This window comes from Winogradskyella epiphytica, from assembly GCF_003217215.1.
GTDB lineage: Bacteria > Bacteroidota > Bacteroidia > Flavobacteriales > Flavobacteriaceae > Winogradskyella > Winogradskyella epiphytica.
The window spans coordinates 164395-177729 of sequence record NZ_QJTD01000002.1 but is presented as its reverse complement, the minus strand read 5'-3'; the positions used below and the strand labels follow the sequence as shown (position 1 = coordinate 177729).

At 34.2% G+C, this 13335-nt stretch carries 10 protein-coding genes; 5 read left to right on the top strand and 5 right to left on the bottom strand.

Features of this window, described 5'->3' with window-relative positions; translation table 11 throughout:
• Positions 1–53: 53 nt before the first annotated feature.
• The gene (locus tag DFQ11_RS06080) at positions 54–2999 is read right to left on the bottom strand and encodes an FAD-binding and (Fe-S)-binding domain-containing protein (RefSeq protein WP_110474982.1); all 2946 of its coding nucleotides are present in this window, start codon (positions 2997–2999) and stop codon (positions 54–56) included.
• Positions 3000–3139: 140 nt separating this feature from the next.
• On the opposite strand from DFQ11_RS06080, the gene DFQ11_RS06075 reads away from it, so the two are divergent.
• From DFQ11_RS06075 to DFQ11_RS06065, 3 genes are all read left to right on the top strand, one after another.
• Entirely contained in the window at positions 3140–3628 is a 489-nt protein-coding gene (locus DFQ11_RS06075) for a hypothetical protein (protein WP_110474981.1), read from the top strand.
• 63 nt (positions 3629–3691) lie between these two features.
• Entirely contained in the window at positions 3692–5413 is a 1722-nt protein-coding gene (locus DFQ11_RS06070) for an FAD/NAD(P)-binding protein (RefSeq protein WP_110474980.1), read from the top strand.
• 96 nt (positions 5414–5509) lie between these two features.
• Positions 5510–7228: an FAD/NAD(P)-binding protein gene (locus tag DFQ11_RS06065; RefSeq protein ID WP_158524985.1), complete on the top strand. Its 1719-nt coding sequence runs from the start codon at positions 5510–5512 to the stop codon at positions 7226–7228.
• Here the strand turns inward: DFQ11_RS06065 and DFQ11_RS06060 are convergent.
• Both DFQ11_RS06060 and DFQ11_RS06055 read right to left on the bottom strand, forming a co-directional pair.
• Entirely contained in the window at positions 7225–7998 is a 774-nt protein-coding gene (locus DFQ11_RS06060) for a TIGR03915 family putative DNA repair protein (protein WP_110474978.1), read from the bottom strand. The genes DFQ11_RS06065 and DFQ11_RS06060 overlap by 4 nt on opposite strands.
• On the bottom strand, positions 7999–9261 hold the full coding sequence (locus DFQ11_RS06055) for a putative DNA modification/repair radical SAM protein (protein WP_110474977.1): 1263 nt from the start codon (positions 9259–9261) through the stop codon (positions 7999–8001). It lies immediately after the preceding gene.
• A 190-nt stretch (positions 9262–9451) separates the two neighbouring features.
• On the opposite strand from DFQ11_RS06055, the gene DFQ11_RS06050 reads away from it, so the two are divergent.
• Positions 9452–10060, top strand: coding sequence for a hypothetical protein (locus DFQ11_RS06050; RefSeq protein WP_229791262.1), 609 nt, complete (start codon positions 9452–9454; stop codon positions 10058–10060).
• Here the strand turns inward: DFQ11_RS06050 and DFQ11_RS06045 are convergent.
• Both DFQ11_RS06045 and DFQ11_RS06040 read right to left on the bottom strand, forming a co-directional pair.
• Positions 10057–11583 carry a GH3 family domain-containing protein gene (locus DFQ11_RS06045; protein WP_110474975.1) on the bottom strand — a complete coding sequence of 509 codons (1527 nt, stop codon included), beginning with the start codon at positions 11581–11583 and terminating at the stop codon, positions 10057–10059. The genes DFQ11_RS06050 and DFQ11_RS06045 overlap by 4 nt on opposite strands.
• Before the next feature lie 37 nt (positions 11584–11620).
• Complete coding sequence (locus DFQ11_RS06040) at positions 11621–11938, bottom strand: four-helix bundle copper-binding protein (RefSeq protein WP_110474974.1); 318 nt, start codon at positions 11936–11938, stop codon at positions 11621–11623.
• A 302-nt stretch (positions 11939–12240) separates the two neighbouring features.
• Here DFQ11_RS06040 and gcvT point away from each other — a divergent pair, with 302 nt between their 5' ends.
• A complete protein-coding gene (gcvT, locus tag DFQ11_RS06035; RefSeq protein ID WP_110474973.1) occupies positions 12241–13323 on the top strand; it encodes a glycine cleavage system aminomethyltransferase GcvT in 1083 nt (360 codons plus the stop codon).
• The last annotated feature ends 12 nt before the right edge of the window (positions 13324–13335 follow it).

The window sequence follows — 13335 nt, the reverse complement described above, 5'->3', positions numbered from 1 at the left end:
ATTTACGCTAATGTAATTGTATTATTATAAAAATGAAAATCCAAATGCGGATTTTAGAGTAAAGCTTCTCTAAGAATAGATACAGGATGTACGGCTTTTCGGTTTGTTCCATCTGCTATTTGATGTCTACAACTCGTTCCGTTTGCAGCGATAATTGTGTCTTCAGAGGCTTTTCTAATCGCAGGAAAAAGTGTTTGCTCTCCAATCTGCATACTCACTTCATAATGCTCTTTCTCGTAACCAAAACTTCCAGCCATCCCACAACAACCACTAGGAATAATAGTCACTTTATAGTTTTTTGGTAAATTAAGTATATCAAAGCTAGACTTCTGATTAGATAATGCTTTTTGATGACAGTGTCCATGAAATTTAATAGCTCTTGCCTCTGTTGTAAATTGCTCCGAACGAATGTTTCCATTTTGGATTTCCTGTTGAATAAATTCTTCAATCAAATAGGTGTGCTTTGCTATTAATTTAGCGGACTCCTTATTATCTGCAAGTCGAATATACTCATCCTTAAAGGTTAAAATAGCCGAAGGCTCAATACCGATTAAAGGCGTGTTTTCTGTTATAATATTGTTGAATTTTGAAACGTTTTCATTCGCAACTTTTTTGGCGTCTTCAAGTAGTCCTTTAGACAACATGGCGCGTCCAGATTCTGAATGCGAAATGATAGTAACTTTATAATTCAAGGCATTTAAAAGCTCTATAGCATCAAGCCCAATTTGAGTGTCTAAATGATTGGTGAATTCATCATTGAATAAATAAACTTCTTTTATATAGTTTTGTTTAACTTTCTCTTGTTTAGTTTTTTCTAATATTTTACTTAAACTTCTACTTGAAATTAAAGGTAGATTCCTTTCTCTTGCGACGCCTCCAATGGATTTAATAATTGAACCTGTAATTTGGTTCGAAAACATAAAGTTTGATAGCTTAGGAAATTGACTTATATAGCCATTAATTTTGTTATTATACGCAAATAATTTAGTGCGTAAAGAAACCCCATTTACCTTTTGATATTGGTATAAAAACTCTGCTTTTAAACTTGCAACATCTACACTACTTGGACACTCAGATGCGCAAGCTTTACAACTCAAGCATAATTCGAAAACGTCTTTCAATTCCGTATGATTGAACTTATTTGCTTTTTCTGAATTTGTAAGATAGTCACGTAAGGCATTTGCCCTAGCTCTCGTTGTATCTTTTTCGTTTCTGGTTGCTCTATAACTCGGACACATAGTGCCTCCAAATTCAGGTAACTTTCTACAGTCGCCAGATCCATTGCATTTTTCAGCTTCTCGTAAAATTCCTTGAGCGCTAGAAAAGTCTAAAAGGGTTTCAATCTGAGGTTCTTTTCTATCTACCTTATAACGAAGGCTCTCATCCATAGGATAAGCTTCTACTATTTTCCCTGGATTGAATATGTTTTCAGGATCGAAAGCTGATTTTATTCGTTTTAAAATTTGATAATTTTCTTCACCTATCATTAACGGAATAAATTCTGCTCTTACAATGCCATCTCCATGTTCACCTGACATTGAGCCATTATATTTTTTTACTAATTGAGCAACTGCCGTTGTGATTTTCCTAAAAAGAATAACGTCTTCCGACTGCTTCAAATCTAGAATTGGTCTTAAGTGCAACTCTCCTGCACCAGCATGGGCGTAATAAACAGCTTTTTGATTGAAAGACTTCATCAAGTTAGTAAACTCCGAGATATATGCGTCTAAATCTTCTAAAGCAACTGCCGTATCTTCAATACATGCCACTGCTTTTTTATCACCTATAATATTACCTAAAAGCCCCAAGCCGGCTTTCCTTAGCTCAATCGCTTTATCAATCTCTTCTCCTTTTAGTACAGGATTAGCAAAACTGAGGTTTATTTCTTTAACTGTTTGTAAAAACGACTCTATTTGATCTTGAAGTTCTTCGGAGGTTTCAGCTTTTAACTCACACATTAAGATAGCTACAGGATTTCCTTGAATAAAAGACCGGTTTTCTTGTTGAGTTTTATTATGTTTTGTCAGATTCAAAATGGAATCATCCATCATTTCGCAGGTATGTAAATGATGTTTCATAACATGAGAAACCGATTTTAAACAAGTTTCTATGCTATCAAAATGAAGGGCAATCATCGCACTTTTAGTGGGCGGTAAATCATCTAATTGTAAAGTGATTTCTGTGGTAAAGGCTAAAGTTCCTTCGCTTCCAGATAAAAGCTGACACATATTGAATTCAGGACCAACAGACGAGTCAGAAGTTGAATATTGAAGCACATTAGACTTAATTAGTTCGTCAATAGCGTATCCTGTATTTCTTCTATGTATGCTTGGTTTTGGAAAGCTATGTTTAATTTGGTCTTGAGTAGTTTTAGACTTTAGTTCATCATAAATTGTCCTATAAATATCACCTTCAAGTGTGGTTAACTCTAATTTACTCTGAAATTCTTCTATAGTTAGAGAACTAAACTCAACTTCACTTCCGTCACTTAATAAGGTTTTTAGATTTAATACTTTATCACGTGTTACTCCATATTGTATGGATGTGGTACCAGATGAATTATTACCAACCATCCCACCAATCATGCAGCGATTAGAGGTTGATGTGTTTGGGCCAAAAAACAAACCGAAGGGTTTTAAGTAATTGTTTAACTCATCTCTGACAACTCCGGGCTGTACGTTTACTGTTTTTTTAGTCTCATCAATATTTAAAATTCTTGTGAAATGCTTCGAGACATCGACAACAATGCCATCTCCAACACATTGACCGGCTAAAGATGTACCTGCTGTTCTTGGAATTAAAGAGGTCTTATATTGTTTTGCAAAATGAATAAGCCGCTTTATATCTTCTTTGTTTTTTGGGTAAGCTACAGCCAAAGGTAGTTTTCTGTAAACAGAAGCATCTGTAGCATAAATTCTTCGCATTAAATCATCAGAATGCAACTCGCCATCTAAGGAAGATTTTAATTTTATGAATTCGCTGCGATCAAGGTTGTGCATTAGGGTTAAGAATAGGTTGAAACGAGTTATAATTTTGTCTTAAAATTAAGATTAATCTTTCAAAGATTATCTAAATTTGCCTTTACAAAAGAAGCAATTTTATATTGCTATAACTAACAAATTTAAAACTCAATTTTATTATGAAGAAATTATTTTTATTAGGTGCGCTACTTATTGGTTTTACAACGGTAACTACAGCTCAAGAAATAGCTAAGAATGCAATTGGATTAAGAATAGGTGACAGCGATGGTTTTGGAACAGAAGTTTCTTACCAACGCGGATTGGGTGACAATAATAGATTAGAGATTGATTTAGGATGGAGAGATGGCAAACATTACGATGGTTTTAAATTAGCCGGTCTATACCAATGGGTTTGGAATATTGACGGTGGATTTAACTGGTATGCTGGAGCCGGTGGTGGTCTTGGCTCTTTCGGCTATGATGACGATTACAAAGGTAAAAATGATTATAACGAAACTTTTGTGTTTTTAGCAGGTGACATTGGAATTGAATACAATTTTGACTTTCCATTATTACTATCTTTAGACTTTAGACCAGAGCTTGGATTCGGAGATTTTAATGACGATTTAGATTTTGATATTGCTTTAGGAATAAGATATCAATTCTAATACTTAATAAATATTTAATAAAAAACCACCTTTAACGAGGTGGTTTTTTTATTTTTAATACTTATGAAAAAACTTGCTATTATAGGAATAGGACCTAGAGGTCTTTATGCTTTAGAAAATTTACTTATCGAATTAGAGAAAGCAAATAAAAATATAGAGATTCTTCTTTTTGAACTGTCGGATAATCCAGGTGCTGGTCATGTTTGGCACATTAATCAATCAGACTCTAATTGGATGAACATCACTGAGCGTGCGTTAATTGGGATAGTTGGAAGGCCTAAAATAAAATATGATAATATCTTCATTGAAGCCTTCCCTTCCTATCACGAATGGTCCCAATTTTCTCAAGCAGCAACCAATCCTGATACCTTTCCTGCAAGAAAAAAATTGGGTAAGTATCTCCATGAACGGTTTAATTCTTTACATAAGGCACTTAATACCTCTAAATCCAACCAGCTTATAGCTTCTAAAGTTCTGAGGTTAGATATTGAAAGCAGTCATATTAAAATTCTTACAGCTAGTAACACTTATATCTGCGATGATGTTCTTCTTAGCATTGGTCATCAATCGACAGAATTAGATGACCAGTTAGAGAGTTGGACATCCCATACCAAGAACAGTCCGAAACGAGAACTTTATACAGACCCCTATCCTCTACAACAGTTTAAACATTTAAAAAATAATTTTATATCCTATATTGGCATTAGAGGTTATGGTCTAGCGATGATTGATGTGATGCGTTATCTTACAATCAATAATTATGGAAATTTTAAGGTAATTGATAGTTCCACTTTTGAAACGGTTTACTATAAAACTAAAGAGCAACACTTAAAATTGATTCCGTTTTCTTTAGATGGATTGCCCATGGTGCCTAAACCACTAAATGAAAGTATAGATAATTGGTACAAGCCAAGTTCTAAGGAAATCGAACAATTTAAGTCTGAAGTTGAAAAGGTTTCACGTAAAAATAATGATGTCAATTCCATCGCTTTTCTAATGAAACCTTTTGCTAAAATTACAGCACGAATATTTTTAGACTTAAAAGACAAAGCTATTCAGCATGAATTGAATGCTGAACAATTAGAATCGGTTGTTTTAAACTGGTCGAAAGATGAAGAATTTTCACATTCACTTTTTCAAGATGAAACTTTAGCTCCATACCATTTAATTCAGCACTATGTAAATATGGCTTTAGGTAAATCGCCTATAACATTAGACTATTGTATTGGTCAAGTTTGGCGTCATTGTCAACCTACATTGTACAAAGCCTTTTCTCATGCGAAGGTGAATAACGAAATTATTGAAACCGTAATAGCCTTAGATGAATTTAGTAAGCGCTTCTCCTATGGGCCACCAATTGAGAGTATGCAACAGGTTTTAGCCTTAGTCGATGCTGATATTTTAAATCTAGACTTTATTAAAGATCCAAATATAGAAATGGTCGATGAGGGATGGAAATTTGAAAATTCCCAAGGTAAATCTGAAACCTGTTCTGTAATCATTAATAGTGTTTTAGATGCGCCAAAACTACTCGATGTAAATACATCTTTAATAAAAGATCTTTTAAACAATGATTTAATAAAACCAATACATTCGAAATTGGGCATTGAAACATCTAAAGATGGTTATGTGAACTCTGAACTTGAAGGCTCTCATCCAAACATTGCTGTTCTAGGACGATTAGCCAAAGGAAGCGTCATTGGTGTAGATGCGATATTAGAATGCTTTGGTCCACGAATTGAAGATTGGGCAAAATCGTATGTTCATAATATTTCAAAGGAATAGAACATATTGTAACTCAAAAAAATAAATCATATCTTACTTATAAATATTTTATAAAAAGCCACCTTATACGAGGTGGTTTAATTATTTTTAATGGTTATGAAACAACTCGCAATAATTGGTATGGGCCCACGAGGACTCTATGCATTAGAAAACCTTCTAATGCACTTAGGTCAATTACAGCTGCAAGTCGGTATCAGAGTTTTTGAACCATCAGATCAACCTGGAGCTGGACAGGTTTGGCATAGTAAACAACCTGATTCAAATTGGACAAACACCTCCGAACGAGGATTAGGAAGAGTAACTTCGAGGTCACAAATTACTTATGGCAATTGTACTATTGAAGAGTTTCCTTCTTACAGTACATGGTATCGTATTGAGCAACATGATAAAGCGATAGATACGTTTCCGCCACGTCATAAACTGGGTAAATATCTTCATGAGCGTTATAAGAGTATGGAAAAAGTGCTCATCAACCTAGATAGTTTTAACTTTATTAATGCGGAAGTACAGAATATTAATTTCGACAATAATTCGTTTTATATCAGTACTAATGATTCTACTTGGACAAGCGATGATGTTTTGTTAACTATTGGTCATCAGCCCACACAACTTTCAGACGATATACTAAGATGGCAAAACCATTCCATAAAAGACCATCAATTATTTTTTATTGAAGACACCTACCCCATTAGTCAGCTAAAGGATATCAGAAATAATACAGATATAAATATTGGAATTAGAGGCTTTGGATTAACAATGATAGATGTTATGAGATACCTAAGTATTAATAAGTTTGGTGACTTTAAAGTCATTAATAGTAGTACGCTTAAGACGGTATATGATAAATCCGAAGAGCAGAATTTAAAATTAATCCCATTCTCCTCTTATGGGTTACCATTGGTCCCTAAACCTCTAAATAAAGCTATTGATTCTTGGTTTGCACCTACTATAGGTGAACTCAACAAATTTAAGACTGAAATTGAAGCTATTTCTAAAACATCATGTACAACGCATTCAATTCGTTTTTTAACAGAACCATTTGCTGAGATTACAGCTCGAATATTTATAGATTTAAAAGAAAAAGCAATTCCTCATTCGCATACTAAGTCGGAAATTAAAGTCATAATTCTTAATTTACTTGACGATATCAACTATACACATCACTTGCTTCAAGATGAATCAATTCCTACTTATCCATTAATCGAGCGATACATTGCCATGGCATTAGGCCAAGCACCCTTAACATTGGATTATTGTATTGGACAAGTTTGGAGACATTGTCAGCCCACCTTATATCAAGCGTTTTCCCATGCAAACGTCGATACAAAGATTATTGAACAAGTTTTAAGTTTAAACGATCGAAGCAAACGTTATTCTTACGGACCACCAATTGAAAGTATGCAACAAATTTTAGCTTTGGTAGACGTTGGTATTTTAACGTTCGATTATATAAAAGATCCCGATATCACTTTAGTGACAGATGGATGGCGAATGAAAAATGATAAAGGTGATTCTACCATTTGCGCCATGATGATTAATAGTGTCTTGGACGAGCCAAAATTACTAAACACGACAAGTCCAATTTTTAAGCAGTTGCTTCACGACGAGCTAATTCGTCCAATCCATCCAGAGTTTGGGGTTCATACTTCTAAAAACGGTTATATAAAACTATTACCTAACCAGCCTCAAATTCCATTAGCTATTTTGGGAAGAATGGCCAAGGGTAGTGTTATTGGTGTGGATTCGATTTCGGAATGTTTTGGACAACGAATTGAAGATTGGGCACAGTACTATATAAGCTCCTTGCAGTCTTAATCTGGTTGTTTTTCACTCAAATATTTCCAATAGCGTTTAGGTACATGCCTAATATGTAACTTCATATTTTTTCTCGATTGAATGTTTGTCGCTTTAAAGTAATCCTGCCATAGTTTTTGAAATTCAAATTCTTGCTTGGCAAAAAACGCATCTTCTGTCTTTGTAAAATCGAAATTTTTAGGAAAATCTAAGGTGATGATTTCTACATTTTCCAAATCGTAAAACAAACCATAACCACGTTTAATATCATAAATCACCCATAGTTGATCGGCATAACGTCTTTTGAAATGTTTTTCTATTAAGGGCAGTACATTAAAGTCGGGTTCTATATTAGCAAAGAAAATTTTGTCTTTAGTTAAACGAAATCTAACAAAAGCTTCCATTCGGTGTTTTTCGCGTCCAACCGATTTAGCAATTTGCGCAATTTTTAAAACCGAAGGATGGGCAAAGTCTTTATCTACTTTTTTTACATTAGAAAAAGCGTATGTTATATAATCTAAAAGCAAGTTCTCAATACCATTTTGTTCACTTAAGAAGGCATAGTATAATTGATAACTTCCTTTTGAGGATAATTTTGATTTCACTCCATTCCATACACGATTTGCCTTATCCTCATCGGTATGAATCCTTTCATTTTCACAGAATAATCCTTGTTGTATTGAAAATTCATTTTGAATAGTGACTTTCTCCAATTTATGTTCGAAAACATAAAATATTGTAGAAAGAAATCCATCAAAGGTCCCGTCATATATAAGATTTTTACTGGTCATCTATCCAAATAAACTTAACTGATTACTTAAACTTTTACCATATTTACTTGTCGAATTCTGTAGTATAAGTCCCTTTATTTTTTCTGAAGTTAAATCGCGTTTTTCAAACTGATTGCTATCACAAACCATAAAATACTGAGCTCTATTTAGGGCCACTCCAATTTTTTTCAGATGCTCCCAATTTAATTTTCTAAATCGACGAGCATTTAAAATTTTATATACAGAGCGCATACCTAAACCTGGTATTCTAGCTAACATATGCTTTTCTGCGGTATTCACATCTATAGGAAATTCATGAAGATTCCGTAGTGCCCAACTTAATTTGGGATCGATATCTAAGTCTAAATTTTGATGATGTTCATTTAAAATCTCACTGACATCAAAGCCATAAAATCGCATTAACCAATCCGTTTGATATAATCTGTTCTCACGAAGCATGGGTACTGCCGAGCCAATTTGTGGCAAGCGATTATCGTAGCTAATAGGTACGTAACCGGAATAGTACACGCGTTTCAAATTATAATTTTTATAGAAATGATTAGAGGTTTGCATAATTTGAAAATCATTTTCACCACTAGCCCCAATAATCATTTGTGTACTCTGCCCTGCTGGTGCAAATTTAGGCGTGTTTTTAATAATTTTCTTTTCGGCCTTATACTGAATAATTTCGTTTTTAACCTTAACCATAGGTTTAATAAAATCTTCACGCTTTTTATCTGGTGCTAATTTTTTAAGTCCAGCTTCGGTCGGAATTTCAATGTTTACACTTAACCGATCAGCATAAAGTCCGGCTTCTCGCATTAATTCATCTGAAGCGCCAGGTATCGATTTTAAATGAATATAACCATTGAAGTTCTCCTCTAAACGCAATTTTTTAGCGACATCGACTAAGCGTTCCATGGTATAATCGGCACTTTTAAATATTCCTGAACTTAGAAATAAACCTTCGATATAATTCCTTCGATAAAAGTTAATGGTTAAATCAACAACTTCTTGAACTTTAAAAGCCGCACGTTTTATATCATTACTTTTTCGTGTGACACAGTAAGCACAATCAAAAATGCAATAATTTGTTAGTAATATTTTAAGCAATGAGACGCAGCGACCATCTTCCGTATACGAATGGCAAATACCCATTCCTGTAGCATCTCCCAATCCTTTATTTGTATTAGCGCGTTGACTTCCACTTGAAGAACACGATACATCATACTTGGCAGCATCTGCCAGTATTTTTAATTTTTCTTGAGTTCGTTGAAATGACAAATTTTTCTTCTTATATTATAGTGTTAAATTCTATTTGACAAAAATACTACAAATAGTAGCTGGATATTGCTTTCATTTGTAGCAATATGAAAACTAATCGTTTATGCCTGATTCATAATTAATCTAATGAGATAAGATAATTATGATATCCTCTAATAATACCTATATAGAAAGCTTAGATTACAGCCTTATGAAATCTTTCATAATTTTAATAATTCTATCAATTCATCCTTATATGAGTGCTCAGCATTTTATACCTGAAGATATTCGTGATAATGTGACTACGGCATTATCCTACTATCCTCAATTAGATACTATTAATATCGAATTCCGATTTAAAAAAAACATTAAGAAATCGACCATGCAAGCCAGACCTACGTTTGACAGTTTTTTCAAAACAAGGAATAATAGAAAATATGTAGTTTTAATTAGCGAGAAGTTTAAAATTGCAGATAAAGAATATCTCACAAGGCATATTCCTGATGACATTTTTATTGGTTGGATTGGTCACGAACTTGGACATATTATGGATTACCAAGATCGAAGCAAATTAAACCTGCTTTGGTTTGGAGTGAAATATCTTTTATCTTCCAATCATATTGTCGAAGCGGAACGTGCCGCTGATTCTTTTGCGGTAGCTCATGGGATGGAAGATTATATATTAAAAACCAAGGATTTTATTTTGAATAATGCTGAAATTAATCAGACCTATAAAGAGCGAATCATTCGGTATTATTTATCTCCAGAAGAAATTATGGAACTTGTAAAAGAACGTGAAGCTGAAGCCTCCAAAGACTAAGCCTCAGACACGAAATCTTCCCATTCTTTAAATTTATCTTCGCTCATAACACGTTCCATCTTAACTTGGCCACCTTTTTTCTTATTTTGCTCATTCCAGTCGTAAAATAATTCAGGTGAAATTACTTTTACTTTCACGCCCTTTAAAGCTTTGCTTCGTGCGACTTTGTAGTTTTTATTAGCTGTTTTTAAACTTTCATCCAAAGCCTTTGCCACAGCCTCGCAATCTGCATTTTGCAGTTCTGATCCTAAATACCAATAATGGTAAAATTCATCATCTTCTCCACGTTTAGCACATATTGTATATTCTGGAAACGTTGTATCGAATTTCTCTTCCAATTCCCTCATCGCTGCATCCATTTTATTTACGGATAATTGGGAGCCCACGGTATTCAGAAAGAATTTCGTCCGACCTGTAATTTTTATTTCAGCACGTTCAACATTAGTAAATTCTATAGTGTCTCCAATTAAATAACGCCAAGCGCCACTAACCGTACTAATGATTAAAACATAATCTTGATCGCGTTCAACCTCCTCAAGAGTTAATGAAGGGGCTTCATTTTTTAGAGAACCATCTTCGTTTATATATTTAGGTTTAAACGGAACGAACTCAAAATAGATACCATTATCAGTATTCAGCTGCATGGCATCCGTTTCTGGGCGAACTTGTGTGGCTATATAACCTTCGGAAGCTAAATAGGTGTCAATAACTGTAATTGGCTTACCTAATAAGGCATTAAAGCTCTTTTCATAAGGGCCAAACGCTACGCCACCAGAAGTATAAACTTGGAGGTTAGGCCAAATTTCATGAATATGATTAAGCTTATGATATTCAATCACCTTTTGGAGCATTAACTCTATCCAAGACGGAATACCGCTTAATGCCCCAATATCCCAATCTTTAGCGCGTTCTGCAATTCGCTGAACACGTTCGTCCCAATCTTCAATTTGAGAAATTTCTATACCTGGTTTATAATAACCTCTAAACCAGGAAGGAATATTGCTAGCCGAAATCCCACTAATTTCACCTTCTAAATGATCATCTTTTTCTGCTAAATCAGTAGAACTTCCTAACATCATAATTTCCTTTTCGAAGAAATCAGCAGGAAGGTCAAAATTATTCAAAGCAAAAACCTGTTTGATTCCCGCCTGTCTAATCGCTTCAATCATTTCGTCCGTAACGGGTATTCGCTTACTGGTTTTACCCGTCGTACCAGAACTCAATGCAAAATAGGATGGATTTCCTGGCCACGTCACATCGGTTTCACCATCGTGTAACTTATGCCACCACTGATCGTTGATTTTGTTATAATCAAAATATGGTACGGCATTAGCAAACGCCTTCTGAACATCAGTAGACTCTAACAGTTCTTCAAACTTATAGAATTTTCCAAATTGAGTTTCTTTTGCTTTTTTAAGTAAGTCGATTAGCACTTCTCTTTGTGCTTCGGTATGCACGACTTCCGATGAAAATGTGTCTTTTAATCCAATTACTCCTTTAATTATATTTCCTAATATGGCCATTCTGTATATTATAAATTGTTTATCTCTTCTAATCTGATTAAGCTGCAAGTTTCATACAAGCTTCTGCACATTCTCTACATGATTTAGCACAAGCTTGGCAGTGATTGTGATTATGTTCTTCACAATGATCTGCACAGTACTCACAAATTTCAGCACATAATAGTGCGTATTGTTTGATATAAGCACTATCTGAAGTTATCATTTTAATTAGGACATCACAAGCGTCCATACACTCAATACAGCACTTAGGACAATCATTCACACTTTCTCTTCTTGCCATTTCGGTTAGACAAACTCTACAATCTACTAGACATTTCTGACATGCTTCAATGACTTCTTTATATAAACTTTTCATGCTAAATGGATTTAAAATTAATTTTCAACAATATCTCAAATCGTTTTAAAAGAAGCTATTGCGATAACTAAAAGCTTTAACCCATTTAATTAAATCATATTTAAAAATTAAAAGCAATAATCTTGAATTCTTTGAGTTTTCCTATCATGAGATATTTTAAAAAATTCAGCTAAATTCTCATAAATAAATGCCGTATAGAATTTGAGATAAACGTATAAAATTTATGTAATTTAGCACTTCAAAATCGAAGTTAAACGGCTTTCCTGCTCACCAATTAAAGGCGCAGGCCAAAACAATTACAAATGAAACAAATTCCATTATTATCTACTCACGAAGCACTTGGTGCAAAAATGGTTCCTTATGCTGGTTTTAATATGCCTGTACAATACGAAGGTGTAACTATAGAACACGAAACGGTTAGAAAAGCTGTTGGTGTTTTTGATGTCTCTCATATGGGAGAATTTATAATTGAAGGACCGCATGCCTTAGAATTGATTCAAAAAGTATCGAGTAATGATGCTTCTAAATTAGAAATAGGAAAGGCTCAATATACCTGCTTACCAAATGAAGATGGTGGTGTTGTAGATGATTTAATTATTTATAAACTTGAAGATGAAAAGTATTTATTAGTGGTAAACGCTAGTAATATTGAAAAAGATTGGAAGTGGATATCATCAAAAAATGATGTCGGTGCTAAGATGACGAATCTGAGCGACGATTATGCACTATTAGCAATACAAGGGCCTAAGGCTATTGAAGCTATGGAGCCTTTATCAAGTCACGACTTATCAGCTATTAAATTTTACAATTTCGTGGTAGGCGATTTTGCAGGTGTTGAGGGTGTGATAATTTCTGCGACTGGTTATACAGGTAGTGGCGGGTTTGAAATTTATTGTAAAAACGCTGATGTAAAACAAATCTGGGATAAAGTATTCGAAGCTGGAGCTGATTACGGCATTAAGCCAATTGGTTTAGCGGCTAGAGATACCTTGCGTTTAGAAATGGGCTATTGCTTATACGGAAATGATATAGACGAAACCACTTCTCCGATTGAAGCAGGTTTAGGTTGGGTTTGTAAATTCAATAAGGAATTCACAAATAGTGAAGCATTAAAAGCTGAAAAAGAACGTACTCCAGATAACAAATTAGTTGCATTTACCTTAGATGAGCGCGGAATTCCACGTCATGGCTATGATATTGTAGATAGCGATGGAACTAAAATTGGAAGAGTAACCTCCGGAACTATGAGTCCTAGCTTAGGCATAGGAATAGGTTTAGGGTATGTTCCTCAGGCATTTGCGAAGCTTGATAGTAAAATATATATTCAAGTGCGTAAGAAAGCTATTCCAGCGACAGTTGTAAAACCACCTTTTTACAAAGGATAAGGATTTGATGCA

Bases quoted from the DNA above. Each gene is read 5' to 3' on its own strand.
- DFQ11_RS06080 (WP_110474982.1), bottom strand. From the start codon at position 2,999: ATGCACAACCTTGATCGCAGCGAATTCATAAAATTAAAATCTTCCTTA.
- DFQ11_RS06075 (WP_110474981.1), top strand. From the start codon at position 3,140: ATGAAGAAATTATTTTTATTAGGTGCGCTACTTATTGGTTTTACAACG.
- DFQ11_RS06070 (WP_110474980.1), top strand. From the start codon at position 3,692: ATGAAAAAACTTGCTATTATAGGAATAGGACCTAGAGGTCTTTATGCT.
- DFQ11_RS06065 (WP_158524985.1), top strand. From the start codon at position 5,510: ATGAAACAACTCGCAATAATTGGTATGGGCCCACGAGGACTCTATGCA.
- DFQ11_RS06060 (WP_110474978.1), bottom strand. From the start codon at position 7,998: ATGACCAGTAAAAATCTTATATATGACGGGACCTTTGATGGATTTCTT.
- DFQ11_RS06050 (WP_229791262.1), top strand. From the start codon at position 9,452: ATGAAATCTTTCATAATTTTAATAATTCTATCAATTCATCCTTATATG.
- DFQ11_RS06045 (WP_110474975.1), bottom strand. From the start codon at position 11,583: ATGGCCATATTAGGAAATATAATTAAAGGAGTAATTGGATTAAAAGAC.
- DFQ11_RS06040 (WP_110474974.1), bottom strand. From the start codon at position 11,938: ATGAAAAGTTTATATAAAGAAGTCATTGAAGCATGTCAGAAATGTCTA.
- gcvT (WP_110474973.1), top strand. From the start codon at position 12,241: ATGAAACAAATTCCATTATTATCTACTCACGAAGCACTTGGTGCAAAA.